This is a genomic window from Photorhabdus bodei (assembly GCF_003287735.1).
In the GTDB taxonomy this organism is placed as follows: Bacteria; Pseudomonadota; Gammaproteobacteria; order Enterobacterales; family Enterobacteriaceae; genus Photorhabdus; species Photorhabdus kayaii.
Genome location: NZ_NSCM01000012.1, coordinates 16,646 through 43,057 on the forward strand (window position 1 = coordinate 16,646; position 26,412 = coordinate 43,057).

Sequence of the window (26,412 nt, forward strand, 5' to 3'; positions counted from 1 at the left end):
CACAAATCGAATCACTTCATATCTCAGGCAATTAATATCTCTCAGCAAAGCTGATATCCGCTTATTTCACCTGACACACATGTTCAGATAAATAATAAGCGACAGACTCTTCGCGGCAAGAACCAATAATATCAGCGTAAGGAAGCGCTTGTTTAACCCTATCCTGTGCAGTGCCCATGATGACCCCTTTAGCTACGGTTGAAAGCATTTCCACATCATTCATACCGTCACCAAACGCAATCGTTTTATTAATTGGGACGCCAAGAAACTCAGCTAACTGAATTAAAGCTTGTCCCTTTGAAACACCACGGTCCATCACTTCTAGACACCAAGGAAATGAGAAAGCGACACTGACATGATCAGAAAATAGATCAATTAAATGACGTTCTAATTTAACCAACGCATCATGATCTCTCTTCTTGTGAATGAAAAAGATTTTCTCAACCGCATCACAAGGCATTTCATCAGCCTGCCTAACCGCGGGATTAAAATTATCATTCTGATTAAAATCATTGAAACTATGGTGTAGCTCACTGGTTAACCATTGAGAACCATAATACATATTAATCACTAAATCCTGATCCGCCTGTGTTTCCTCAATCACTCTTTTTACTACATCACCCGGTAGATATTGTCTGATATCCAATTTTTTACAGGCACTGGTCAATCTGGCGCCATTAGATGTAATCAGATGTACAGGTATATCAAAGTCACCAATAATAGAATTAACATCAGCATGATGCCTGCCGGTGGCAAATACGATCTGCTTGCCTTTATTTGACAAATTAGTCAACACCTGATAGGTAAATTCACCTATCGTATCCCCATGAAGTAATAGAGTTCCATCAAGATCTGTAGCAATAAGATTATACATGAGCGCTTTCCGGTACATTAATAACTACTATTATCTATGCTTGATTCAGCAACTCAAGCGATGCTTTCTTGGTAAATGTCATCCTTTCTTCCAGACTATGATTGTCCTTTTCATAATAAATTGTTGCCTCTGAATCAATCTGAGGTCTTGGTGTTATTTTTTCCAATATTAGCATCGTGTCAAGGAATAATTGTCTGGAATAGTTAATAGCCCTTGTATAAGTATCAATAACCTCTTCAAATTCAGGGTAAATAGCAAATGAGATCTGATTGACAATTGGCCCGGCGTCAATACCCTCATTAATTTCATGGATCGTCACACCGTGGGACTGTTCTCCATTTTTCAAAGCCCAGTTTACCGGCCTTACGCCGCGATATTTAGGTAAATAGGACAGATGGATATTCAAGATTTTCTTACACGAATTAATGAATTTTAACGGTAATATCCGCTTATGAAATACGACAAAGCATAAATCGCAAGTGAAATCACCACTTTCATAGCCGGGTAAATTTTCAACCTTATTATCCTCAATAACAGAAATATTATTTTGATAACAGAAGTCGATTAACGTCTGATCAGTGCTTACAGGTTCGAATTTATCTGCCACCACGTGCGATATTTTATAGTCTTTATGATTTAAGAAATATTGACAAATGAAAATTGCCAATTCTCCTTTACCACAAATTACCACTGTTTTGGGATTATTCATTCGCAAACCTCTTTAACTTCCTTGATCGCTTTAATATCATTAATATTTATTTGCCATTGCATGATTGTACGTAATGCATTTATTAAAATTTCATTATCGCTTGGTGTTCTGCAAGAAATACGTAAATAGAGATCAGAGCCTGCATTTCCTTTACCAGAACACTCTTTCACATATAGCCCATGAATATCTAAAAGTAACCGTGATATCGTCTTCGCATCAGAAATATGTAATTTACAGTAAACAAAATTAGAATCCGTTTCATAGGCAGTAATACCTTCGATTGAATTTAATTCTTGCTGTAATTTTAACGTATCACTAATCACTTTTTCACAGCTTAATTTATAACTCTCTCTATATTGAGGTAATCTCAATAAAAACTCTTCAGCAAAACCATTAATATTCCAAATGGGTAACAAAGCTCTTATTTTACCAAGTAATTCCTGATTTGCAGTGGCAATATACCCAATACGAATACCGCCAATCCCGAAGGTTTTACTCATGCTTCTAATAACAGATAAATTCTTATAGTTATCTAAATGCGTTAACATTGTCTCATCACGCATTTTAGAGAAATCTAAGAAAGATTCATCAACAATTAAGTCGATATTTAATGCCAACAATTCGCCAGCCAAATATAACAGACTATCAATAGGTGTCAGTTTACCTGTCGGATTATTTGGTGACTCAATCACCACCACATTTGGCTTTTCTTCTTTCGCCAACATTAATAGTTCATCAATATCTATCTCAAACTGCTGATGCTCTTTGGTATAACTATATATCGTCCTTGCTTTTCCAAAGCAATTAGCATATTCATTAAATGATGGCACAGTAACTAATACTTTACCTGTATAAACATCAGGAAGCCGTTTAATTATCTCCGCAGCACCATTTGAAATACATAATTTCGTTCTTTCTATCCCGATAAATTCAGATAAAGCATGCTCGACTAAACGATTCCCGCCAGGATAATTTAACAATATTTCATCAAAATTATTCTTTATTTCATCTTTCAATTTTTTAGGTGGAAAGTTGAAATTGTAAATTAAGCCAAAGTCAATAATAGGATAACGCCAGTATCCACCATGCCTATTTTGAATAAAATCTAATTTATTATTACTTGAAATGAAGTCACAAATAGCAAGATCATAAGTATTATCTACCTCATACCATTGTGAATGATCAACAATACTTGCTTTAAATTCAGCTACATTATTCAGTAAAGACTGTTTAAATATATCCTCATAATATAACCCAGTCGATCCACCATTAATGTAACTTTCTAACTCTTTAGTAACATATTCAGCAAAATTAGCGGTGCAAATATTATAAATATTTACTGTTTTATATTGACCATCTTCAACCTGATAATGATTATCCTTAGTAGAATTTAATGCAATAATATTATCTTTATCTATTTTTGCATAAGTCCCTTCCATATTGCCACTAAGAGGAGAAACAAGGACATTGAGATCTCCTGCTTTTAACATCACTGTTTCCAAACATTTCTTTGTGAAGAAGATATCCCCTTCAAGGATCAGCGTATCTTGCTTAATCCAATTTCTGGCAAGGTATAAAGAATAGATATTATTGGTTGATTCCCACTTTTCACTATTAACAAATTCAATATCCAAATTATATGTCTTTTGTTTAATATGAGATATTAAAATATCACTTTTATAACCCACCACAATAATCACTTTCTTAATACCGACAGCTTCGATATTTTTCAGCGCATTATCGATAAATGATGTTTGATTTGTTTCTACCAAAGGTTTTGGTTTATTTGATGTTCTGGTAGATAACCGGCTGCCTCTTCCTGCACAAAGCAATATTACTGTTTTTTCATTCATAGTCTTGATAAATTATTTTAAATGGATGTTAAAAGGCTATTGTTATTCTTAAATAAGAATTAACCTAAAATATAGTTCATTAATGATATAAAATTGATATTGAATTAAATATCAATTAAATACGATGTCATATATAGCATGTTGATACACCCAAACCCCATCAATTCTTCCGTGGAAACTTGCCTCACCACCATTTTCACCACCCGTCTTTACGCCAGACCCCAGACCAAATGTATGAAAATTATTGAGCGCGTCACCTGACGTTGATATAGGATTTAACTTTGCATTAGTTAACAAACCGTATTTATCACTTTTAAATTCAATAGGCGTATTATTCTCATTAACTATTTCAATAAGTTTAGAGTGATAGCCAGTACAATGAATAAGCAAATCATCACAGTTAATGAGTTTAATAACTTCATCATCAGAAATTTTTGAAATATTCAAGATAGCAATATTTTTATATTTTCTTTCCTTAATTTCTTGTGCAAAAGCAAAAGAATCATATCTCAAACCTGAATATCGGTTAACCCGTCCACTTAAAGGACAGATATCTTCCTGAGTAAAATCATAGCCATAAGATTCTGCACTTGCAGGTGAATCAAAGAACAATTTAAAATCTTTATTAACCAGAACGTTTATCTTACCGGTAAACTTTAATTGCTCTATCAACCGAATTAAACAAGAAACTGAACTATGTGACGAACCCAATATTGATATACTTTTTATATCACCTTTATTTATAACCTCATCATAAAAACCTTTAATAAAATCACCAGAGGTAATATTATTACTATTATGCAATAATCTGGATTCGTTTGGATTTCCACCTATATTAAACAGTACTTTTCGCGCTGATACAATATAATCTTCATTATTTTTATGATAAGTTATATCATAGTTACCATCTTCATTCTGTTTAATCTTTTTTACTTCCGCATCAGTCAAAATATTAAACCGATCACCATATTTGTTTTCCTGAATAAAGTGTGCAATTTTCTCCAAATATTGGCCGACAAACCTCAATTCAACTGGCTTATCTTTATTGGCACTAAAATATTCCCACTCTGATGTTGATCTTATATATTGACTAAGCTCATCATCACAACCATCAAATTTCTCTAAAAATACACTACCTAAAGAGTTCGCGGTAATTTTATATTTCTTTAATGAACCAGAACCCACCATCTCTGTTTTTTCTAAAATCAAACCATTTTTTATGGCTTCATCTTTTAATAAATCTGGGATTAATGAAATATTTGCAGGACCTGCACCACACATTACCACATCATAAAACGGCTTATTCATTGACAAATCCTAACATTTTTAACGAAATTTGAGTCTCAATAACATTCCCGGAAAACTCATGACGAGTCTGTTTATAACCAAGAGGTTGCCCATCCAAACCTGCTTTAATAACATCACTATGACTAATCTTTTTATCCTCATTACGGGAATAAACCAACAGTTCCTTCTCATAATCAAATGCCAAACAAGGAATACAACTTAATTTTAGTGTTTTGGCTAATTCAAGTCTATGATGACCATCAATAACCACATTCGTTGCTGAATCAATCCAAATTGGTTGAGTCCAAAAACCTTCAAGTTTAACTTTCTCTATTAACTGCTCAACACGAACAGGACAATGTAATTCAGTTGGTCTAAGATTTGAGACTTCTTCTAATATTAATTTCATGTTTATCCCTTAGTTTAAACATCCGATAGAAAATTACCAACATCAACACACTTAATATCGCTAATAATTGAAATAACACTCCACCATCAAATAATTGGATAATAGCACCACCAACTAATGGAGATATAGAAAAACCAATACTATAAAGTGACGCTGCACCAAAATATGCGCCACGTAAATCATTTGGCGCCAAACGATCGATAAAAACATTCACACATGGAAACAAAATAGTTTGACTGATACTCATGGTAAAAGCAGCTACATACCACAATAAATAAACATCATAATACTTGAATGCAATAAAGAACATTAATTCAGACAAAATAAGTAACACAGACCCTATATTTATTTTCGTTTCTAACTCCATTTTTTGCGTTAACATGGAAAACGGTAACTGCATAACCACAATGGTTATCGCATGTAACATAATAAGCGAAGCAATAAACTCAGCATACCCATTAAACCCTAATGAAGTAATTAATTGTGGCAAAGTTGAATCAAAATGGCCAAAAATAAACATCATGAGAATATTATTGATGACCAACATTAAAAACACACGGTCATTTAATAAAACCTTCATCGTTCCTTTAAAATCATCATTATTTGTTAAGTTTATTTTTATTTTCTTACCAAATAAATAAACAGGGATCATAAAAATTACATAGGATATCGAAACAATCAGAAAAGAGATGGAATTAATATCCAGGCTTAATTTTACACCTAAATAAGGCCCGACTACCGCACCCGCATTAAGAAATAAATACCTTAAGTACATGGCATTCTCTCTTACCTGCTTTTCCTCGATAATATCGCCGATAACGGCTTTTATTGGATTATTCACAAGCGCCCAAGAAATATTCGCTAATAAAGTACCAATAATAAAACCAGACTGATGTTCAGATAACCACAATATTAAATATGCCAATGAAGATATAAGACATCCAATGATGATTATCTTAGCCCGGCCGACTTTATCAGAGAAGTAACCAGCATAAAAACTTAATATTGATGAAATCGCAATGGATAAAGAGAGAACTAATCCAATCATCGATGCAGTAAAATGAAACTTGGTATATAATATGATGGATATAAAAGGCCATACCATCATTGATGTTGATCTTGTTACAAAAGTCCCAAAAAATAGACCCCATATACATGCCGGTATGGATGTATAACTATTAAGAGAAAAATTTTTCATTGTTATTTTCTTATGTTATTTATATTGGTATCTTTTAAACCAAGCATTTAAAATATTTATGAGAGTACATAAAACCCACTTGCCTCTACAAAAATCAAATGTAGAAGCAAGAACTAGGATGATCTGTACGATAAAGTAAATTCAATGTTATATAATTTATTTTTAATATATTATCAAAACAGATGTTAATTGCAAACTAAATATGACATTTTTATTACATGTTAAACGTAGATCAAATGCTGGTGATGTTAGTAAGCAACATAATGACATAAGTACTTCGCACTTTAACCGGCAAAAACACCGGTAAAAAGGGCCCTTAATCTCAGATGAAAACCTTTCAGTTCAATCTTTATCTATTCAAATAGTAATCAATCAACTGAAAAACTCAGCTTAATCTAATCCCAAAATAAACTGTAATATTATATTCAAAGTGAAATAAATAAATAAAACTGTATTTTAGTTTAATAGCTAAACTCCGGTGGGGATAATTATTATTTATAGATTTATATGAAGCCATCCGAGATTAAAACTGGAAATTATCGCATAGGCCCAAAATATTCACTAACTAAAATGGGGATTAGTAATGAGTTTATTCTTTAATTTCCTTAATGAAATAAATGATACATTCAAACAGAGAGAATTGTCTTATCATCTCAACTCATTTGATACTAACAACAGGATTTATTCGCGATGGGTACCTGGCTTATCTATGCCTTATTATCAGCGTTTACCGCCGCTTTAGTCGCTATCTTCGGGAAAATCGGTTTGCAAAATCTTGATGCCAATACAGCAACAGCAATACGCGCAGTCATTATGGCGCTGTTTCTTGTCGGTGTCGTTGTCGTACAAGGAAAATTAAATCTGGTTAGTGAAATACTGGCAAACCACAAGGCGTTGCTTTTTATCGCTTTAAGCGGTGTGGCGGGGGCATTGTCATGGTTGTTTTACTTTATGGCAATTAGAAACGGCAATGTTTCTCAGGTTGCCCCGATTGATAAACTCAGTGTCGTGTTTACTGTTATCCTGGCCGTTATCTTATTTGGTGAAAAAATATCACTGATGACCGCAGGTGGTATTGCACTGATTACTGCCGGTGCGTTAATGGTTGCTCTCGGCTGAAAAATAAAAAATCCGCAAAAGTTGTTATCACTGTTGCGGATTCTTTTTAATCGGCCAAAAAGATCAACCGGCGGCAAAAACCTGGTTAACGATATCCAGCGCTTCCTGCTCAATTTTCTGCCGGTGCTCAGGGCCAAGGAAGCTTTCACAATAAATTTTGTAGGCTTCTTCTGTTCCCGATGGGCGAGCAGCAAACCAGCCGTTTTCTGTTATCACTTTTAGACCACCTATTGACGCTCCATTACCAGAAGCTTTTGTCAACCGGGCTGTGATTGGATCACCGGCAAGCTTATCCGCTTTCACCATTTCTGGTGATAACTTGGCTAATAATGCTTTCTGCTGATAAGTTGCCGGTGCCTGGATGCGGCTATAACTTGGCGTACCGAAGCGAGCTGCCAACTTGTTGTAATGCTGCTGCGGATTTTCCCCTGTTACCGCGGTCATCTCTGCCGCCAGCAAACACAAGATAATCCCATCTTTATCTGTAGACCACGGCGTACCATCAAAACGCAGGAAAGAAGCCCCTGCACTCTCCTCTCCACCAAAGCCCAACTCACCTTTATGTAACCCATCAACAAACCACTTAAAACCCACCGGTACTTCTACCAATTTACGGCCAAGATCGGCGACGACCCGATCAATCATGGCACTGGATACCAATGTTTTACCTATCGCAACACTTTCTGACCATTGCGGACGATGGCGGAATAGGTAATTTATCGCGGTTGCCAGATAGTGGTTCGGATTCATCAAACCAGCGGGAGTGACAATACCGTGGCGGTCATAATCCGGATCGTTTGCAAAAGCCAAATCAAACTTATCACGCATGGCTAACAAACCCGCCATTGCCCAAGGGGATGAGCAATCCATACGAATGACGCCATCATGATCCAAGTGCATAAAACGGAATGTCTGATCAACTTGATCATTAACCAATGTCAGATCCAAATTGTAGCGCTCACCAATACGCTGCCAGAACGCAATGCCAGAGCCCCCCAAAGGATCAATACCGATTTTCAGCCCGGCCCGCTGGATAGCGGCCATATCAACCACATCACCCAACGCACTAACATATGGTTCAACTAAATCCTGCTGATGCAAATATTCGCTGTTCAATACCTGAACAAATGGCAAACGTTTAACGCCTTTTAGACCTTCTGTAAGCAACTCATTAGCACGACGTTCTATAATTGCTGTCAAATCCGTATCTGCGGGACCACCATCAGGTGGATTATATTTAATCCCCCCGTCTTCTGGTGGATTATGGGAAGGGGTAATAACAATCCCATCAGCCAACGCTTTCCCCAAGCGGTTATAACAGAGGATGGCATGAGAAATCGCAGGTGTTGGCGTAAATCCATTATTTTCCTGCACAATCACATTCACGCTGTTAGCCGTCAAGACTTCCAGTACGGAAATAAATGCCGCTTCTGATAAAGCATGGGTATCTTTACCCACATAACAAGGGCCATTGATTCCCCGTTGCTTGCGAACTTCCGCAACAGCTTGAGTAATTGCCAGAATATGCGCCTCATTAAAACTGTGACGCTGAGAACTGCCACGATGACCGGATGTACCAAATTTAACTTTATGCTCTGAGTTTTCCGGCTGAGGATGCAAGGTGTAATACTGTGATGTAAGCTGCGCTACATTTATCAGATCACTTTGGCGGGCAATCTGCCCCGCGCACGGATGATTTACCACTTTAAATCTCCCCTGGACAAGGGCTGCACTGTACTTTGTCTGTCAGCACAGCCTTAATCAGTTAAATTGTGCCACACACCTTGTCGATAAAATTGGCTGAGAATTTCATATCCTGCATAATTTGCTCAACCATACTACGCTTACGGTCAGTGTTAGTGTTAGTAATGACCCAAAAAGGCGTGCCCGGAATGTGACGAGGTTTGGTTTGTTTACCACTGGCGAGCAATGTCTGTTCATCACCAGCAAAATAAACACGGGTACGACCGTGCATGGCATCAGTCGTCTGGGAAAAAATTTCACTATTCAGGCTGTATAACGTAGATAAGATCAACATAAAACGCTCAACAGATTTTTTCTTGTCAGAATAGTCATCTGAAAGTAATAATTCGCGTATCACACGGACAGAATCACGCTGGCGGGCTACTGGCGCTTTCTCCACAGCACTGAGAGGCTGTACATTTTGTACTGGCTGCTCGGCGTTAAATTTTAGCATTCGCCGTAAAATATCAGATGCACTTTCACCAATATGTTGTGTGTGGCTGGCAATATAGCGGTAAAGGTCTTCATCAACTTCTATCGTTTTCATTTCTATCCAGTACTGTTCTAAATAAAAAATTTCGACAGATTATAAAGTATAAAAAGAGAAAACAAAACAATTAAAATTTCAATAAGTTAAAAGTATTTAAACATGAAAAACAGCATAATAAAATATCCGTTTTTCATCTAAAATAAATCAATCAGTTACATAAATATTGTGAATATAAATCTCATTGTCAAATGTCATATCGATCTTTTAATACCACTTATTTAGGCGTTGATAATCACATAATAATTTATTCTGATATTATACCCAAATAATGATAAAACTTGGTTTCAACATTGCCGATAATCAATTCAATCAAGGGAGATGAAACTGTGAATGGGGAGATTGATTATAGACAGTAAAACAGTTTAAATTCATGGGGATATATATTTATCACCATTATTGTATTTTCAATGTGAATTATAGAATCAATAATTTCAATCATTAATTTTTTAAATCATAATATCTATTCTTTAAATTTATTCTTATAAATCCAAAACGATATTATTAAACCAAGATTTAATATAAATAAAACCATAAACACTCAAAAATAAAATGGATTTTCATGGCTTTCAATACTAATATACAGTTGCAATAGTGATATTTAAAAAATTCCAGTCAGATATACACAATCATTAATTTCGAAATGTATATATCTGACCTTGTAATTTAATCAATAAGTGAAAGTTGTTGCCGTAAATAGGTACCTGAACCTAATAATCCTGGTTGTGGATGAGTAATCAAATAAACAGGAATCTGTTGTATTAACGGTTTAAAACGCCCTTTATCTTCAAATCCATGAAGAAAGTTCGATTGCTTAAAGAAATCAAGAAACCGCGGCACTATACCACCAGCGATATACACACCACCAAAAGTCCCCATATTTAACGCTAAATTTCCACCAAATCGCCCCATAATTTCACAAAATAGTGTCAGAGCACGATGGCAATATTGACAACTTTCATCCAATGCTCGTTGCGTCACGGTTTCTGGTTCTAAATCTTCCGGCTGACGATTATCCAAAATGGCAATCGCCTGATAAAGGTTTACCAACCCACTACCGGACAAGATTCTTTCTACTGAAACATGCCCAAATTTACGCCGCAAAACAGCCAATATCGCATCTTGTTCTTCACTATTCGCGGCGAAATCTACATGACCACCTTCACCCGGTAAACTTACCCATTGCTTGTCTACCTTGATCAAATGAGCGACACCAAGGCCAGTCCCTGCCCCGTAAACCGCTATCGGTTTGTCTTTAACCGCTTCTCCTCCTCCTAATTGAAGCTTGTATTCTTCTGTCAGCATTGGAATAGCCATAGATACAGCCGTGAAGTCATTGATCACATCTAATTTTTCTAGCCCAAGCGTCTGTTTCAGCTCACTAATCGAAAATGCCCATTGGTGATTGGTCATTTCTACCCAATCACCATTTATCGGGCAAGCAATAGCGATACATGCATAAGTCACTACTGTTTTTTGCTCCGCTAAATAGTGACTGATAATAGATTCTAATCCAGCATGTTGTTTTGCACTATACGTTTCAATCCGCTCAATAGCCCCATTTTCCAAATTGCAAAGTGCTAATCTGGCATTAGTGCCGCCAATATCAGCAACAAGTCCGTAGAGATTCATTTTTATATCCTAATAATCAGCTAGTACAACAATTAGGTAAAGCTTATCCCATCCGGCATTATTGGTATAGATCGTTTAGGAGTGAATAACTTGCACTCATCCCGGTCATATAGTTATCTATGCTTCCGGGGATTCGCTTCCTTACCGTCGCGATGCATTTTGAAATCTTTAGGGTATATACGTAGCTAAGACATGGGGTTAAACAGCCTTATGACGTTCATTGGATTTTCTTTTTTTACTTTTCATTGCCTTGCTGTGAACTTCGGCGAGTACCCGTTTTTTCTCGCTATCAGCAAAACGATTTAAAACCTGCCTAATTAATGGCTGATAACCTAGGCCATTAAGGTCTGCTATCATTTTCAAATCTTCAATCAGAGACCGATTTAATCTGATTGAAATGGGCTGTAACTCCAGCGCTTCGTTAATCAGATCTTCTGTTACATCATCAGATACTTTAACGTGAGCCTCACTACAACCAAGCTCACCGTTCTCCCATGCTTCATCAGTAGAAACTATCAGGTTATTTGCTCGCTTATCAGTTTGTTTGCTCATTTCTTTATTCCTAGGCCATATTTTCTGTAAATTCTCAATTCATCTTCATTAGGTGTATAAGCTGTCTTTAACAGGCGGTTTTTGCCTGCTAATTTCAATTTGATGTTTGATGATATCAAGAGCTTCATGTGCTTCGGAGTTTTTAACTCATGGTTAATCTGTATATACACAAAATGATGAAGCTCATGCTAAGAATATTGATACTATTCTGCAATTTCACAGCACAAATACAGTACACGAAAATCTAGCCGTGGTAATAAAATGACATAACTCATTGAATTTATGATGGGTTGTGCTGGATGGTTCGGCCTTCGAGGTTTTCTTCACTTCGTTCGGTGACTACTGGTTTCGTTTGGCAGGCTTTGTTAAATAACCGGATCTGTAGTACGACTAAAGGTATGGAATAAATTTGTAAGTCATGCTGGCAATTTTAGAATTATAAGAGTACCTTGTACTCTAGGATAAAGGAGGTTTTCCAGTGAGTCATGCGATAGAGTTTATCGAAACTAGTATGTTTACCCGACAGATAAAAGAGGTTGCCACTGATGATGAACTTAAAGAACTGCAACGAGAGCTTATCGAGTCACCAGATAAAGGTGATCTAATACGTGGTACTGGGGGGTTACGTAAAATCAGAATGGCTATAGGCTCACAAGGAAAAAATGGTAGTGCCAGAGTTATTTATCTTCTAGCGACTGAAGATATTATCTATCTGGTGATGGCTTATCCGAAAAGTAAAAAAGATAGCTTAACGGATGCCGAGAAAGCAGAACTGAAAAAACTAACAAAATTACTAAAAGATGAGGTGTAACATGAGTTTTTTTGACGAATTAAAAGCATCCCTCGAAGAAGCAGTTGAAATTAAACAAGGTAATAAAGCCACAGCGCGTGTGACCCGATATGAAGTTGCCGACGTTAAAGCCATCCGTGCTCAACTTAACATTTCACAGGCAGAGATGGCGGAGGCTTTAAGCACCAGCCTTGATACAATTAAAAGCTGGGAGCAGAAGCGTCGAAATCCGACAGGACTAGCGGCAAAGGTGTTAGCTATCATCCAAGAAAACCCTAATTTTTATAAGGCTCTGGCGACGCATTGATTAGCCGGTGTGTCGTACAAGTATTAAAGTTACCTACCACATCTCGGTTCTACCTGTTTCCAAGAGGCCATAGTTTGAGTGTTCTCATTGTTTGTGACTTCTTTTGCTGCGGGCCAGCGCTCACGCGCTGTTGTCTCGCTTCGCTCGGCTCGAACCTGCGACCCATTGATTAAAAATCAACTGCTCTACCGACTGAGCTAACAACCTGACTGTAGGAAAATTATTCTGATTGTGTCTTTTGAGATGGTGGGTCGTGCAGGATGACTCGGCCTACGGCCTCGCCCTTCGGGCCAGCGCTCACGCGCTGTTGTCTCGCTTCGCTCGGCTCGAACCTGCGACCCATTGATTAAAATTCAACTGCTCTACCGACTGAGCTAACAACCCATCTAATAGGATAACTACTCTGAATATCTTTTGGAGTGGTGGGTCGTGCAGGATTCGAACCTGCGACCAATTGATTAAAAGTCAACTGCTCTACCGACTGAGCTAACGACCCATCTATAGGGGAACTACTCTGGATATCTTTTGGAGTGGTGGGTCGTGCAGGATTCGAACCTGCGACCAATTGATTAAAAGTCAACTGCTCTACCGACTGAGCTAACGACCCGCACCAAAGATATGTGATACCGCCTGAAACAATCTTAATGAAGTGGTGGGCGATACCAGATTCGAACTGATGACCCCCTCCTTGTAAGGGAGATGCTCTACCAACTGAGCTAATCGCCCACTTCATGATGACTATTACTGCTTCTATACCACTGAATTTATGATTGGTGGGCGATACCAGATTCGAACTGATGACCCCCTCCTTGTAAGGGAGATGCTCTACCAACTGAGCTAATCGCCCAATCATAAAATCATTTTTATCACAACGAGATGGTGGGCGATACCAGATTCGAACTGATGACCCCCTCCTTGTAAGGGAGATGCTCTACCAACTGAGCTAATCGCCCCGTCGTGATGGAGTCGCATTATAGGGATAGTTCAGAGTGAGTCAACGCTTTTTCTAGAGAAAAATATCGTTCGTCTCAAAATTAAACAAGGGTGAGATAATTATCGTCACTATAGGGTACAGTTTAGACAAGTACACTGACTTTCCTCAACAACTTCCCGTTAACAGCATTGAGGAATTAAGGTGCAGTGATAAAATGACCCCCACTTTTATTACTTTAAATCACCAATAACGTTCATTGAAAAGTGAAACGTAATTAAGGCAATCCCCGATGAGTAAAATTAAAACCCGTTTCGCACCAAGCCCAACTGGCTATCTTCATGTTGGCGGTGCTCGTACCGCACTTTATTCCTGGTTATATAGCCGCCATAACAAAGGCGAATTTGTATTGCGTATCGAAGATACTGACCTTGAACGCTCAACTCAGGAAGCTATCAATGCCATTATGGACGGTATGAACTGGTTAAATCTGAATTGGGATGAAGGCCCTTATTATCAGACGAAACGTTTTGATCGTTATCATCAGGCAATTGATCAAATGCTAGAACAAGGGAGTGCCTATCGCTGCTATTGTTCTAAAGTGCGTCTGGAAGAATTACGGGAAACTCAAATGGCAAATGGCGAGAAACCGCGTTATGACGGCCGTTGCCGTGATAATCTATGTCAACATAACCCAGATCAACCCCATGTCGTCCGTTTCCGCAATCCACAGGAAGGTTCTGTTGTTTTTAATGATCGTATCCGAGGCCCCATCGAGTTCAGTAATCAGGAACTTGATGATCTGATTATCCGTCGTACCGATGGCTCACCAACGTATAATTTCTGTGTTGTTATCGATGACTGGGATATGGAGATCACCCATGTCATCCGCGGTGAAGACCATATCAATAATACGCCTCGCCAAATCAATATCCTGAAAGCACTAGGCGCTCCCGTGCCAGAATATGCACACGTTTCGATGATTCTAGGTGATGACGGTAAAAAATTATCCAAACGTCACGGTGCAGTGAGCGTTATGCAATACCGTGATGATGGCTACCTGCCAGAAGCACTGCTGAATTATCTGGTTCGTTTGGGTTGGTCGCACGGCGATCAAGAAATTTTCAGCATTGAAGAAATGACTGAGCTGTTCAGCCTAGATGCCATCAATAAATCCGCCAGTGCATTCAATACCGAAAAATTGCAATGGTTGAACCATCACTATATTAATGCCCTGCCGCCAGAGAAAGTTGCCGTTCATCTAGCATGGCATATTGAGCAACAAGGTATTGATACCCGTCATGGTCCACAGTTGGTTGATCTAATTAAATTACTGGGCGAACGTTGTAAAACTCTGAAAGAGATGGCGGAATCCTGCCGCTACTTTTATGAAGATTTTGCTGAATTTGATGCCGATGCGGCGAAGAAACATTTGCGCCCAGTTGCCCGTCAGCCTCTTGAAGTTGTCCATGCAAAGCTGGCTTCAATTACTGATTGGACACCAGAAAATGTGCACCATGCCATTCAATCCACCGCTGATGAGCTAGAAGTCGGTATGGGTAAAGTCGGTATGCCATTGCGGGTTGCGGCTACCGGTGCAGGTCAATCTCCAGGTGTGGATGTCACTATTCACGCTATCGGGCAAACCCGTATTTTATCCCGTATCAATCAAGCGCTGGAATTCATTGCTCAACGTGAAACTCAATCCTAATTAATGCACCCAAGGCATCACTTATCACATGTGATGCCTTTTTATTTTCAGAAAATCTCATTTAATTGCTACCTTTTTACCACTTTCCCAAACACTTTCTATTTTACTTCAACCCATTGCTCAGTCTCTATTTTGCTAATTGATTATAAAATTGATGGCTTTTTCAACGCTTGTTGTGAGAATGATAAGTTAGCCGTTGACAGTATTTGCAGGGTTTCATATTATGCGGCCCGTTACATTAATTTTGATTGGGGCTATAGCTCAGCTGGGAGAGCGCTTGCATGGCATGCAAGAGGTCAGCGGTTCGATCCCGCTTAGCTCCACCAAATCCTTTATATTGTAATAAGGTATTTGGCACTAAAATTAGGAAATACCACGTTCGTGGGGCTATAGCTCAGCTGGGAGAGCGCTTGCATGGCATGCAAGAGGTCAGCGGTTCGATCCCGCTTAGCTCCACCAAAATTATCAGGCCCTGAAAGCCATGCCTTCAGGGCCTTTTGGTTATTACCATATCTAACCACCATCATCGATTTAAAAAAAACGCCAACCTTAGCTAGCCTTTTTTCAATGGCTTCACCAACGAATCTAGTCCCTCTAGTTTTATTGCTAAAGTCATCTCCATCAACGCACCCAATTTACCTTGTGGAAATTCACCCTTACGAGCAAACCATAATAAATACTCTTCCGGTAAGTCAATGAGCATACGCCCTTTGTATTTACCGAACGGCATTGCAGTATTAGCAATTTCTATCAGGTTCTCTTTTTCCATAATTTGCACGTCTATAAGGAGAAATAGGTGAAAGGGAAATTGCATCACCCATGATGCAACATTCCATGATAAAACGTTATCTTTTACAGTACCAAACCTGCAATAGCCGCAGACAAGAAACTGACAAGCGTTGAACCAAACAGTAGTTTCAAACCAAAGCGGGAAACGACATTACCCTGTTTCTCATTCAAGCCTTTAATCGCACCGGCCACAATCCCAATGGAAGAGAAGTTAGCAAAAGAAACCAAGAATACCGACAAAATACCCTGTGAACGTGGAGAAAGTTCTGTCGTAATGGATTGTAAGCTGTGCATTGCCACAAATTCGTTAGCAACTAATTTGGTTGCCATGACACTACCAACCTTCAATGCTTCATCTGTAGGAATCCCAATCACCCAAGCAAATGGATAAAACACATAACCGAGCATTTCCTGGAAGCTCTTCTCAAACATCATGCTGAACAACGCATTAACAGCCGCAATCAGGGCAATGAAACCAATCAACATAGCAGCAACAATGAGCGCCACTTTGAAACCCGCCAAAATATATTCACCTAGCATTTCGAAAAAACTTTGGCCTTCGTGAAGATTGCTCATCTGAATATCTTCTTCACTGTCAACAGCATACGGATTAATCAATGATAGGATGATAAAGGTACTGAACATATTAAGCACCAATGCTGCCACAACATATTTAGGCGCTAAAATTGTCATGTAGGCACCAACGATTGACATAGAAACCGTTGACATTGCAGTCGCCGCCATCGTGTACATACGGCGCTCTGACATTTTTCCCAGTACATCTTTATAAGCAATAAAGTTTTCAGACTGCCCCAGTATCAGAGAACTCACTGCGTTAAATGATTCCAGTTTACCCATACCGTTGACTTTAGACAGCAGAGTACCAATAACACGGATGATGATTGGCAACAGCTTGATATGCTGCAAAATACCAATCAGCGCAGAAATAAAGATAATCGGGCACAATACATTCAGAAAGAAGAATGCCAGTTTTGCATCCATCATGCCGCCAAAAATAAATTCAGTCCCTTCACCCGCATATTTCAATAAATGCTCAAACAAACCAGCAAATCCCATGACAAATTCTTGACCAATACCAGAATTCAGGAAAAACCAAGCCAAGATAAGTTCAATAACAAGCAATTGAATAACATAACGAGGACGAATACTTTTACGGTCATTACTTGTCAAAATAGCAAGGCCGCCAATGACAATCAAAGCTAAGAAGAAATGCAGGATCTGAGACATATCACACTCCAAACACGATAGAAAGCGAGTTTTTATCAACGCATTCTATGCAATAAAAGGCGATCAAATAAGAATATACCCGTTATCTTTCAAGTCGCCTCTTTGTTGGCTGCACTCGCTCACCCCGGTCACATAGTTATCTATTGCTCCCGGGGATTCACTCCCTTGCCGTCGCGATGCATCTTGAAATCCATAGGGTATAGATATCACATTAGACTGAAATAATTCTTGCTGTAAACCTTTACTTAATGTGTCTGATCACATTTTTAGCTGAATCGTATAAAATAAGCTTTAAAAAAACCTTATCGCACATAACTGATTATTGAGAAAAGCTCTCAATAATCAGTATGTAAACAAAAAGTTATTCACCCAACAAACGGATCATTTCTTCTTCATCAATAACCGGAATATTTAACTCGTTAGCTTTAGCTAATTTTGAACCGGCGGCTTCACCCGCAATCACCAAATCTGTTTTCTTAGAAACGCTGCCCGTCACCTTTGCTCCAAGTGCAACAAGTTTAGCTTTGGCTTCATCCCTGGATAACTGATGCAATGAACCTGTCAGTACAACTGTTTTACCCGAAAATGGGCTATCAATCTTCTCAGCTTTCGTTACGACAACCGGTTCCCAGTTGATACCGATATTATCAATCAGATCGTCAATAACTGCTTGGTTATGGGGTTCAATGAAGAAGTTAACGACATGTTTCGCCACCACTTCGCCAACATCCTGAACCTCTTTCAATGCTTCCTCATCAGCGGAACGTAATTTATCCAGTTCGCCAAAGTGAGCAGCCAGATTAGCAGCGGTCGTTTCCCCAACTTCACGGATACCCAATGCATAAAGGAAACGGGCAAAGGTGGTTCTTTTTGCTTTTTCCAACGCATCTACTGCATTCTGGGCAGATTTCGGCCCCATGCGATCAAGCCCGGTCAATTTACCTGCCGTCAGCCTGAAAAGATCTGCTGGGGTTTTGACATACTCTTTATCCACTAGCTGATCGATAATCTTTTCTCCCATGCCGTCAACATCCATCGCCCGACGGGAAACAAAATGTCTAAGCGCTTCTTTACGCTGAGCACCACACACCAATCCCCCCGTACAACGCGCGACAGCTTCCCCTTCAATCCTTTCAATATCCGCCCCACATACCGGGCAATGTTCAGGGAAAACAACTTCATTACTGTCCTGTGGCCTTCTCTCTTCCAAAACACCGACAACTTGTGGAATCACATCACCAGCACGGCGGATAATAACCGTATCGCCAATCCGCAAACCTAAACGTTCAATCTCATCCGCATTGTGCAATGTTGCATTACTGACAATTACACCAGAGACCTGCACTGGCTCCAGACGTGCTACCGGTGTGATTGCGCCAGTACGACCAACCTGAAACTCAACATCACGAACAATCGTCATTTGCTCCTGTGCAGGAAATTTGAATGCCGTGGCCCAACGGGGCGCACGGGCAACAAAACCTAATATTTCCTGCAATTCCAGCGAATTGACTTTGACAACAACACCATCGATATCAAACCCCAATGCGGAACGCTGGTTTACAATATCATGATAAAAATCAATAACCTGTTGACTATCGGTACAAACTTTAACTTTATCGCTGACCGGCAATCCCCATTTCTTAAACTGTATCAATCGCTCGTAGTGACTGGCTGGTAACTCGCCCCCCTCCAATATACCAACACCATAACAGAAGAAAGCCAATGGGCGTTTAGCCGTAATACGAGGATCGAGCTGACGTAGAGATCCAGCCGCCGCATTACGTGGGTTAGCAAATACTTTTGCACCCGTGCGGCGAGCTTCCTCATTCAGTTTCTCAAACCCTTTTTGTGGCATGAAAACTTCACCGCGAATTTCAATACGCGCTGGAATATTTTCGCCGAATAGACGCAGTGGAATTGCGCCGATAGTCCGTATATTCGATGTAATATTTTCCCCTGTTGTACCATCACCACGAGTTGCAGCCCGTACCAACTCACCATTCTCATACAACAGGCTAACCGCCAAGCCATCCAGTTTCAGCTCACAGCACACAACTAAATCCTGGCTCTCTTTCAGGCGGTCACGCACCCGCTTATCAAACGCCAGATAACTCTCTTCATCAAATACGTTATCCAGTGACAACATAGGAATTTCATGGCGGACTTGTTCAAAAGCCGTCAGAGGAGCAGCGCCAATCCGCTGCGTTGGTGAATCCGATGTAATCAACTCAGGGTATTGTTCTTCAAGATCCTTCAATTCCTGCATTAACCGATCATATTCTGCATCAGGGATCTCTGGTGCATCCATGACGTGATACAGATATTCATGATGACGCAGTGTTGTTCTGAGCTTTTCTATTTGTTGAGCAGTTGATTTCATGATTTATAACCAGCGATAAAAAGCCCCCGACTGGCGGGGGCTTGAACATTCGATAAATTGATTATACCTGAACACCAAGTGTGCTGCGAATACGTGCCTTATACAATTCGATTTTTTGCGGTGTCAGCATTTTTCGCTCATCGTCAAGCACCACACCCCCAACATCGGAAGCAATACGCTGGGCCGCCTGCAACATCAGTTTAAAATTCTGACTAGATTCTCCGTAAGAAGGGACCACCATAAATATGGAAACCCCTGGAGTCGTAAAATCAACCATTGTTTCAGGATTAAATGAACCCGGTTTCACCATATTTGCCAGACTAAACAGGACCGGGCCACTACCTGATGGGTTCACGTGACGATGAAAAATCTGCATTTCCCCAAACTGGAAGCCAGATTGTAGAATACTTTGCAGCAAGGATTCACCATTCAATTCCTGACCGTGGTGTGCTGCTACGTGAAGAACCAAAACAATTTCTTTCACTTTAGTCTGAGCTTCTTTTTCGCCAGCCGCTTCCTGAGATTTTCCTTCAATCACAGATCCGTTTCTTTCAGACTCATTCTGCCCTTCAAATTCAAACAGACCGAGTTGGGGTTCCTGCTCTTCTACGACGGCTTTTCTCGCTGTCGTTTCAGGCTGACGGCTCGCCAGCAATGGATCATCGCTTTCTTCAGGCGTTGCAGCATCAATTTCAGTCAACTTTTGCTGACGGCGTTCGATAGCTGACTCAGCGTTATACTCCTGATGAGATTTCACCTGCTTATGGGCATAAGGCTTTTGCTGATTGTCGAACGCTTCATCGTCACTGTCATCGACGAAACTATTCTGACGATCATGTTTATGACGTTTAACTGGGCGATCACGAAAAAGCGAAGAACGCTCTTTACGGTTGGTCCACAACCCATGTAACAGCAAAGCTATTATTGCTATCGCACCAACAATGATTAATATCAGACGCAAATCCTGCATCATTGCTATCTCTGTTGTTTAATTAAGTATGCCACCACGGCGGAATATTTTCTGTATTAACTGTATTTGTCAAATAACACAAGTGCAAGCTTATACACACTTTTCTTATCAGAAAAATGCCTAATAAGCCTCTTTTGCATTTTTTTTATACAGAACAATACTAGTCAGTCGAAAATCCTGCCTATATGATAGCGTTTCAATCACACAGGAGAGAATAGGAAGTATGCTGAATTTGACAAAATCGCCAAAAAATTTGAGCGGCTTTCAGTATTTGGTGCAAGGTTGCAAATTAATTACTCGCCCAGGCATTAAAAGATTTGTCTTATTGCCTTTGTTGGCAAATGTTTTGTTTCTCGGTGGTTCATTTTGGTGGCTCTACCAAAAACTGGAGAATTGGCTCCCTTGGATAGTGAGCAAAGTACCAGATTGGATGCAATGGCTCAGTTATATTTTATGGCCGCTGGCCGTGATCTCTGTTTTGCTGATTTTTACTTACTTCTTCAGCACAATAGCGAATTTTATCGCAGCACCATTCAATGGTCTGCTGGCAGAGAAACTGGAAGCGGATTTAACAGGAACTCCCGCACCGGATACCGGCGTTATCGCACTCTTCAAAGATGTTCCACGTATCCTGAAACGGGAATTAGTCAAGCTGCGCTACTATATTCCACGCGCTCTGGTCTTATTACTACTCTATTTTATTCCTGTCATCGGGCAGACTGTTGCACCTGTGCTCTGGTTTATTTTCAGTGCCTGGATGTTATCGATTCAGTATTGTGATTACCCCTTTGATAATCACAAAGTCAGTTTTCCAACAATGCGTAGTGCCCTTCGCCAAAACAAAATAATTAATCTGCAATTTGGCGCAACAGTGAATATTTTAACCATGATACCCATTGTCAATTTGGTAATTATGCCTGTTGCCGTATGCGCAGCAACGGCAATGTGGGTCGATCGTTATCGAGATCAACACGCTCCTGGTATTATACCGTGATATTCATTTAAGTTATTCTTTTAGACAATAAAAATATATTTAAGTTATATTTCCATTAACCTGTTGTTGGCGTATTGTTGACCGGATATCACTAAAGGGAGTTGAAAGACGAGTATGAGTAAAATTTACGAAGATAATTCTTTGACTATTGGTCGTACCCCGTTAATTCGCCTAAAACACTTTGGCAATGGGCGTATTCTGGCAAAAGTAGAATCCCGTAACCCAAGTTTTAGTGTAAAATGTCGCATTGGCTCCAACATGATTTGGGATGCTGAAAAACGCGGTATCCTACAACAAGGGAAAGAGTTGGTAGAACCTACCAGCGGTAATACCGGGATAGCCCTTGCTTATGTTGCCGCCGCTCGGGGCTACGAATTAACGCTGACTATGCCAGAAACCATGAGTATTGAGCGCCGCAAGCTATTGAAAGCATTGGGAGCACAACTGGTACTGACGGAAGGCGCTAAAGGCATGAAAGGTGCCATTGAGAAAGCCAATGAAATTAAAGCTAGCGATCCGGATCGTTATATTATCCTGCAACAGTTCAGCAATCCGGCAAACCCAGAAATCCATGAAAAAACCACAGGCCCGGAAATCTGGGAAGACACAGACGGTGAAGTGGATGTATTTGTTACCGGTGTAGGGACTGGCGGTACATTAACAGGTGTCACCCGTTACCTGAAAAACACCAAAGGTAAAAATATCACCGCGGTTGCCGTAGAACCTGAAGAATCACCCGTCATCAGCCAGACTCTGGCCGGTGAAGAAGTGAAACCGGGTCCCCACAAGATTCAAGGTATTGGCGCAGGTTTCATTCCAGATAACCTTGATTTGACACTGGTTGATCGCGTTTTCAAAATCAGCAGTGAGGAAGCTATCAAAACCGCACGTGAAATCATGGTGAAAGAGGGCATTCTGGTAGGTATTTCCTCTGGTGCCGCCGTTGCAGCAGCAGTGAAACTTTCTCAGGAACCAGAATATAAAGACAAAAATATCGTCGTCATTCTGGCTTCATCAGGCGAACGTTATCTAAGCAGTGTACTGTTTACTGACTTGTCTGATGAATAAAAGTTTTTAAGTAAGTTACTTAGATTTATTGATAAAAAAGCACCTAAATGGTGCTTTTTCTGTGTGGTAGATCAAATTTTTACACTTTGCCAGATGATTTCTTACAATGGGTCTAGTATTTAACCAATAATAATTATTTCGATGCTCGAAATTAATTAGCAGAAGTAGTAGTTTCAGTTAAGGAGTTCCACGATCTATCTTTACTTCAAACTATCAATCAGAAGCATCGGAAAGAACAATTTTTCTGATAATGAATAAAAATTTTTATTACATTATCAACCTGAGAGTCTATCTCAGTAGACGTCGTTAGTGCTGTTCATTCTTACCAGTAAAAGTGAATACAGACAGCACACATGACTCGGAACTTACGGGTCGTACTAAAGAGCGTTCAAGAGCTATTTATCGCTTTTGCCAGAACATTACTCAGTTCGTTCTTTAGGTAAATAAAATCGTCTTAAATGGGATAGGCAGCGAATAAACACTCAAGTTAAAATTTGTCCATTGCAAATTCTTAACTTACATAGCAAAAATCTAAGTTATTGAGGAAACGTTATGTTCCAGCAAGAAGTCACTATTACTGCGCCAAATGGCCTACATACCCGTCCCGCTGCACAGTTTGTTAAAGAAGCCAAAAGTTTCTCCTCCGACATTACTCTGACTTCCAGTGGTAAAACCGCCAGTGCCAAAAGCCTATTTAAGCTACAAACTTTGGGACTCACTCAAGGCACTGTAGTGACCATTTCTGCTGAAGGTGAAGATGAGCAAAAAGCAATCGAGCATCTGGTTAAATTAATGGCAGAACTGGAATAACTTTCCATTAACCGTAAAACCAGTCAAGATTCAGAGATTGTGAATAAACAGGTATTCACTTAGCCGTTCCTCATCCCCGGATAAACTTTTATCTGGGGATATCAGTTTAAATGCATGTCCTAAAACAGCAAACCATCTGCGGGCTGGCTCTTTAAAGAATAATTATTAGTAGTTAGGTAACATCATGATTTCAGGCATATTAGTATCACCAGGCATTGCTTTCGGTAAAGCACTATTACTGAAAGAAGACTCAATCATTATCAATCAGAAAAAAATTAGCCAAGAACAAGTCGAACAAGAAATTTCCCATTTCATGCAAGGTCGTGAAAAAGCCTCATCTCAGCTAGAAATCATCAAGAATATAGCAGCAAAAAACCTCGGAGAAGAAAAAGCTGAAATCTTCGAAGGGCATATCATGCTATTGGAAGATGAAGAACTTGAGCAAGAAATTATTGCGTTAATCAAAAACGATTTCAAAACCTCAGATGCCGCGGTTTATTCTGTTATTGAAACCCAGGCCCAAGCCCTTGAAGAATTAGATGATGAATACCTGAAAGAACGTGCCACAGACGTGCGTGATATCGGTAAACGCTTGCTGAAAAACATTCTGGGTATGCCCATTGTTGATCTTGGCTCAATTTCAGAAGAAGTCATTCTGGTTGCCAACGACCTGACTCCATCTGAAACCGCACAACTCAATCTGGAAAAAGTACTCGGTTTTATTACCGATTTAGGTGGCCGAACTTCTCACACGTCAATCATGGCCCGCTCTCTTGAACTGCCCGCGATCGTGGGTACCACCCAGGCGACGGCGACAATCCAGAATGGTGATTACCTAATCCTGGACGCAGTAAATAACCATATTTACATCAACCCGTCTGATGCGGAAATTGAACAGCTTAAAAAGACCAAAAACGAATATCTGTCAGAAAAAGCTGAACTTGCAAAGTTGAAAGATCTCCCGGCAATGACTCTTGATGGTCATCAGGTTGAAGTCTGTGCCAATATCGGTACCGTCCGTGATGTGATCGGCGCTGAACGCAATGGTGCCGAAGGTGTCGGTTTATACCGTACAGAATTTCTGTTTATGGATCGTGATGCACTGCCAACAGAAGAAGAACAGTTCCAAGCTTATAAAGCCGTTGCCGAGGCAATAGGCAGCCAGGCGGTTATTATACGTACGATGGATATCGGTGGTGATAAAAATCTGCCCTATATGAATCTACCGAAAGAAGAGAACCCATTCCTTGGTTGGCGTGCAATTCGTATTTGCCTTGATCGAAAAGAGATCTTACATTCTCAGTTACGTGCTATCTTACGTGCATCTGCTTTCGGTAAATTACGTATTATGTTCCCAATGATTATTTCTGTAGAAGAAGTACAGGAACTGAAAGTAGAACTTGAATTGCTGAAAGGCCAGCTTCGCGAAGAAGGTAAAAAATTCGATGAAGCAATCGAAGTGGGTGTGATGATAGAAACACCAGCTTCAGCAGTTATTGCTCATCACCTGGCAAAAGAAGTTGACTTTTTCAGTATTGGGACAAACGATCTAACTCAGTATACTCTTGCTGTAGACCGCGGTAACGAGTTGATTTCTCATCTTTATAACCCGATGCTACCAGCAGTATTGAGCCTGATTAAGCAAACCATCGATGCTTCACACGCTGAAGGTAAATGGACGGGGATGTGTGGCGAGCTTGCAGGCGATGAACGTGCTACCTTGTTGCTATTAGGCATGGGGCTGGATGAGTTTAGTATGAGTGCGATTTCTATTCCCCGCATCAAGAAAATCATTCGTAATACTCGTTACGAAGATGCAAAAGCGTTAGCTGAGCAAGCCCTTTCTCAGTCTACCGCTAAGGGATTGATAGAATTGGTTGATACCTTCATCAAAGAAAAAACACTTTGCTAACAATATCGGTTAAAACGCGGTCCAGTATAAACAATTAGGAGAAGATTCATGGGTCTGTTTGATAAACTGAAATCTCTAGTTTCAGATGATAAAAAAAACAGCGGCACTATTGAAATTATCGCGCCTTTATCTGGTGAGATTGTCAATATTGAAGATGTTCCAGATGTTGTCTTCGCCGAGAAAATTGTCGGCGATGGTATCGCTATAAAACCCGCCGGCAACAAGATAGTTGCACCAGTTGATGGAACAATCGGTAAAATATTTGAAACCAACCATGCATTTTCTATCGAATCGGACAGCGGTATTGAGCTATTTGTCCATTTTGGTATTGATACGGTTGAGCTTAAAGGCGAAGGCTTTAAACGTATTGCTGAAGAAGGTCAGCGTGTACAAAAAGGTGATTTAGTTTTGGAATTCGATCTTAAATTCCTTGAAGAGAGAGCAAAATCGACCCTGACACCTGTTGTTATTTCCAACATGGATGAGATTAAAGAGTTATCCAAGTTGAGTGGTTCTGTCACTGTTGGTGAAACACCCATTATGCGTATTAAAAAGTAGCAACACTTTAACTGTTACAAT

Annotated in this window: 24 protein-coding genes and 9 tRNA genes; 11 read left to right on the top strand and 22 right to left on the bottom strand. The window is 39.7% G+C overall.

Annotation, left to right across the window (positions count from 1 at the left end):
- Positions 1 to 61: 61 nt before the first annotated feature.
- The 6 genes from CKY02_RS10035 to CKY02_RS10060 all read right to left on the bottom strand — a co-directional run bounded on the left by CKY02_RS10035 (position 62) and on the right by CKY02_RS10060 (position 6,330).
- Positions 62 to 874: a Cof-type HAD-IIB family hydrolase gene (locus CKY02_RS10035; RefSeq protein ID WP_112895192.1), complete on the bottom strand. Its 813-nt coding sequence runs from the start codon at positions 872 to 874 to the stop codon at positions 62 to 64.
- A 34-nt stretch (positions 875 to 908) separates the two neighbouring features.
- Positions 909 to 1,583 carry a formyl transferase gene (locus tag CKY02_RS10040; RefSeq protein ID WP_112895193.1) on the bottom strand — a complete coding sequence of 225 codons (675 nt, stop codon included), beginning with the start codon at positions 1,581 to 1,583 and terminating at the stop codon, positions 909 to 911.
- Positions 1,580 to 3,436 carry an aminotransferase class I/II-fold pyridoxal phosphate-dependent enzyme gene (locus CKY02_RS10045; RefSeq protein ID WP_112895194.1) on the bottom strand — a complete coding sequence of 619 codons (1,857 nt, stop codon included), beginning with the start codon at positions 3,434 to 3,436 and terminating at the stop codon, positions 1,580 to 1,582. The genes CKY02_RS10040 and CKY02_RS10045 overlap by 4 nt, the downstream gene beginning before the upstream one ends.
- Before the next feature lie 111 nt (positions 3,437 to 3,547).
- Complete coding sequence (locus tag CKY02_RS10050; protein WP_112895195.1) at positions 3,548 to 4,744, bottom strand: hypothetical protein; 1,197 nt, start codon at positions 4,742 to 4,744, stop codon at positions 3,548 to 3,550.
- Entirely contained in the window at positions 4,737 to 5,132 is a 396-nt protein-coding gene (locus CKY02_RS10055; protein WP_112895196.1) for a ParB N-terminal domain-containing protein, read from the bottom strand. The genes CKY02_RS10050 and CKY02_RS10055 overlap by 8 nt, the downstream gene beginning before the upstream one ends.
- Complete coding sequence (locus tag CKY02_RS10060) at positions 5,098 to 6,330, bottom strand: MFS transporter (protein ID WP_112895197.1); 1,233 nt, start codon at positions 6,328 to 6,330, stop codon at positions 5,098 to 5,100. The genes CKY02_RS10055 and CKY02_RS10060 overlap by 35 nt, the downstream gene beginning before the upstream one ends.
- 690 nt (positions 6,331 to 7,020) lie before the next feature.
- On the opposite strand from CKY02_RS10060, the gene CKY02_RS10065 reads away from it, so the two are divergent.
- Positions 7,021 to 7,449: an EamA family transporter gene (locus tag CKY02_RS10065; RefSeq protein WP_112895198.1), complete on the top strand. Its 429-nt coding sequence runs from the start codon at positions 7,021 to 7,023 to the stop codon at positions 7,447 to 7,449.
- A gap of 63 nt (positions 7,450 to 7,512) precedes the next feature.
- On the opposite strand, the gene pgm is transcribed toward CKY02_RS10065, so the two are convergent.
- The 4 genes from pgm to CKY02_RS10085 all read right to left on the bottom strand — a co-directional run bounded on the left by pgm (position 7,513) and on the right by CKY02_RS10085 (position 11,923).
- Positions 7,513 to 9,153 carry a phosphoglucomutase (alpha-D-glucose-1,6-bisphosphate-dependent) gene (gene pgm, locus CKY02_RS10070; RefSeq protein WP_112895199.1) on the bottom strand — a complete coding sequence of 547 codons (1,641 nt, stop codon included), beginning with the start codon at positions 9,151 to 9,153 and terminating at the stop codon, positions 7,513 to 7,515.
- Positions 9,154 to 9,214: 61 nt separating this feature from the next.
- Complete coding sequence (seqA, locus tag CKY02_RS10075; protein ID WP_112876220.1) at positions 9,215 to 9,739, bottom strand: replication initiation negative regulator SeqA; 525 nt, start codon at positions 9,737 to 9,739, stop codon at positions 9,215 to 9,217.
- A 666-nt stretch (positions 9,740 to 10,405) separates the two neighbouring features.
- Entirely contained in the window at positions 10,406 to 11,371 is a 966-nt protein-coding gene (gene glk / locus CKY02_RS10080; RefSeq protein ID WP_112895200.1) for a glucokinase, read from the bottom strand.
- A 198-nt stretch (positions 11,372 to 11,569) separates the two neighbouring features.
- The gene (locus CKY02_RS10085; RefSeq protein WP_112895201.1) at positions 11,570 to 11,923 is read right to left on the bottom strand and encodes a hypothetical protein; all 354 of its coding nucleotides are present in this window, start codon (positions 11,921 to 11,923) and stop codon (positions 11,570 to 11,572) included.
- A 478-nt stretch (positions 11,924 to 12,401) separates the two neighbouring features.
- On the opposite strand from CKY02_RS10085, the gene CKY02_RS10090 reads away from it, so the two are divergent.
- Together CKY02_RS10090 and nadS are read left to right on the top strand one after the other, a co-directional pair.
- Positions 12,402 to 12,734, top strand: coding sequence for a type II toxin-antitoxin system RelE/ParE family toxin (locus CKY02_RS10090; RefSeq protein WP_112895202.1), 333 nt, complete (start codon positions 12,402 to 12,404; stop codon positions 12,732 to 12,734).
- Between the two features lies 1 nt (position 12,735).
- On the top strand, positions 12,736 to 13,020 hold the full coding sequence (nadS, locus tag CKY02_RS10095; protein ID WP_112895203.1) for a NadS family protein: 285 nt from the start codon (positions 12,736 to 12,738) through the stop codon (positions 13,018 to 13,020).
- A 141-nt stretch (positions 13,021 to 13,161) separates the two neighbouring features.
- Here the strand turns inward: nadS and CKY02_RS10100 are convergent.
- From CKY02_RS10100 to CKY02_RS10130, 7 genes are all read right to left on the bottom strand, one after another.
- Positions 13,162 to 13,220, bottom strand: a tRNA-Lys gene (locus CKY02_RS10100).
- Positions 13,221 to 13,264: 44 nt separating this feature from the next.
- A tRNA-Lys gene (locus CKY02_RS24515) sits at positions 13,265 to 13,404 on the bottom strand.
- Positions 13,405 to 13,440: 36 nt separating this feature from the next.
- Positions 13,441 to 13,516 (bottom strand) — tRNA-Lys (locus tag CKY02_RS10110).
- A gap of 35 nt (positions 13,517 to 13,551) precedes the next feature.
- Positions 13,552 to 13,627: transfer RNA gene (locus tag CKY02_RS10115), tRNA-Lys, on the bottom strand.
- A 43-nt stretch (positions 13,628 to 13,670) separates the two neighbouring features.
- A tRNA-Val gene (locus CKY02_RS10120) sits at positions 13,671 to 13,746 on the bottom strand.
- A 45-nt stretch (positions 13,747 to 13,791) separates the two neighbouring features.
- Positions 13,792 to 13,867: transfer RNA gene (locus CKY02_RS10125), tRNA-Val, on the bottom strand.
- A 30-nt stretch (positions 13,868 to 13,897) separates the two neighbouring features.
- Positions 13,898 to 13,973, bottom strand: a tRNA-Val gene (locus CKY02_RS10130).
- Between the two features lie 270 nt (positions 13,974 to 14,243).
- Between CKY02_RS10130 and gltX the strand changes: the two genes are divergently transcribed.
- The 3 genes from gltX to CKY02_RS10145 all read left to right on the top strand — a co-directional run bounded on the left by gltX (position 14,244) and on the right by CKY02_RS10145 (position 16,121).
- Entirely contained in the window at positions 14,244 to 15,662 is a 1,419-nt protein-coding gene (gltX, locus tag CKY02_RS10135; RefSeq protein ID WP_112895204.1) for a glutamate--tRNA ligase, read from the top strand.
- A gap of 250 nt (positions 15,663 to 15,912) precedes the next feature.
- Positions 15,913 to 15,988: transfer RNA gene (locus CKY02_RS10140), tRNA-Ala, on the top strand.
- A gap of 57 nt (positions 15,989 to 16,045) precedes the next feature.
- Positions 16,046 to 16,121 (top strand) — tRNA-Ala (locus CKY02_RS10145).
- 94 nt (positions 16,122 to 16,215) lie between these two features.
- Here CKY02_RS10145 and CKY02_RS10150 read toward each other — a convergent pair.
- From CKY02_RS10150 to zipA, 5 genes are all read right to left on the bottom strand, one after another.
- Positions 16,216 to 16,431, bottom strand: coding sequence for a DUF3820 family protein (locus tag CKY02_RS10150; protein WP_011145708.1), 216 nt, complete (start codon positions 16,429 to 16,431; stop codon positions 16,216 to 16,218).
- An 83-nt stretch (positions 16,432 to 16,514) separates the two neighbouring features.
- The gene (locus CKY02_RS10155; RefSeq protein ID WP_112895205.1) at positions 16,515 to 17,699 is read right to left on the bottom strand and encodes a NupC/NupG family nucleoside CNT transporter; all 1,185 of its coding nucleotides are present in this window, start codon (positions 17,697 to 17,699) and stop codon (positions 16,515 to 16,517) included.
- Positions 17,700 to 17,762: 63 nt separating this feature from the next.
- The gene (locus tag CKY02_RS24520) at positions 17,763 to 17,909 is read right to left on the bottom strand and encodes a hypothetical protein (protein ID WP_167405292.1); all 147 of its coding nucleotides are present in this window, start codon (positions 17,907 to 17,909) and stop codon (positions 17,763 to 17,765) included.
- Between the two features lie 151 nt (positions 17,910 to 18,060).
- Positions 18,061 to 20,079: an NAD-dependent DNA ligase LigA gene (gene ligA, locus CKY02_RS10160; RefSeq protein ID WP_112895206.1), complete on the bottom strand. Its 2,019-nt coding sequence runs from the start codon at positions 20,077 to 20,079 to the stop codon at positions 18,061 to 18,063.
- Positions 20,080 to 20,140: 61 nt separating this feature from the next.
- Positions 20,141 to 21,052: a cell division protein ZipA gene (gene zipA / locus CKY02_RS10165; protein ID WP_112895207.1), complete on the bottom strand. Its 912-nt coding sequence runs from the start codon at positions 21,050 to 21,052 to the stop codon at positions 20,141 to 20,143.
- A gap of 220 nt (positions 21,053 to 21,272) precedes the next feature.
- On the opposite strand from zipA, the gene cysZ reads away from it, so the two are divergent.
- The 5 genes from cysZ to crr all read left to right on the top strand — a co-directional run bounded on the left by cysZ (position 21,273) and on the right by crr (position 26,391).
- On the top strand, positions 21,273 to 22,043 hold the full coding sequence (gene cysZ, locus CKY02_RS10170) for a sulfate transporter CysZ (protein WP_112895208.1): 771 nt from the start codon (positions 21,273 to 21,275) through the stop codon (positions 22,041 to 22,043).
- Positions 22,044 to 22,157: 114 nt separating this feature from the next.
- A complete protein-coding gene (gene cysK / locus CKY02_RS10175; protein ID WP_112895209.1) occupies positions 22,158 to 23,111 on the top strand; it encodes a cysteine synthase A in 954 nt (317 codons plus the stop codon).
- 552 nt (positions 23,112 to 23,663) lie between these two features.
- Positions 23,664 to 23,921 carry a phosphocarrier protein Hpr gene (gene ptsH / locus CKY02_RS10180; RefSeq protein ID WP_112895210.1) on the top strand — a complete coding sequence of 86 codons (258 nt, stop codon included), beginning with the start codon at positions 23,664 to 23,666 and terminating at the stop codon, positions 23,919 to 23,921.
- Between the two features lie 184 nt (positions 23,922 to 24,105).
- Entirely contained in the window at positions 24,106 to 25,833 is a 1,728-nt protein-coding gene (gene ptsI, locus CKY02_RS10185) for a phosphoenolpyruvate-protein phosphotransferase PtsI (protein WP_112895211.1), read from the top strand.
- A gap of 48 nt (positions 25,834 to 25,881) precedes the next feature.
- On the top strand, positions 25,882 to 26,391 hold the full coding sequence (gene crr, locus CKY02_RS10190; RefSeq protein ID WP_011145700.1) for a PTS glucose transporter subunit IIA: 510 nt from the start codon (positions 25,882 to 25,884) through the stop codon (positions 26,389 to 26,391).
- Positions 26,392 to 26,412: the final 21 nt, after the last annotated feature.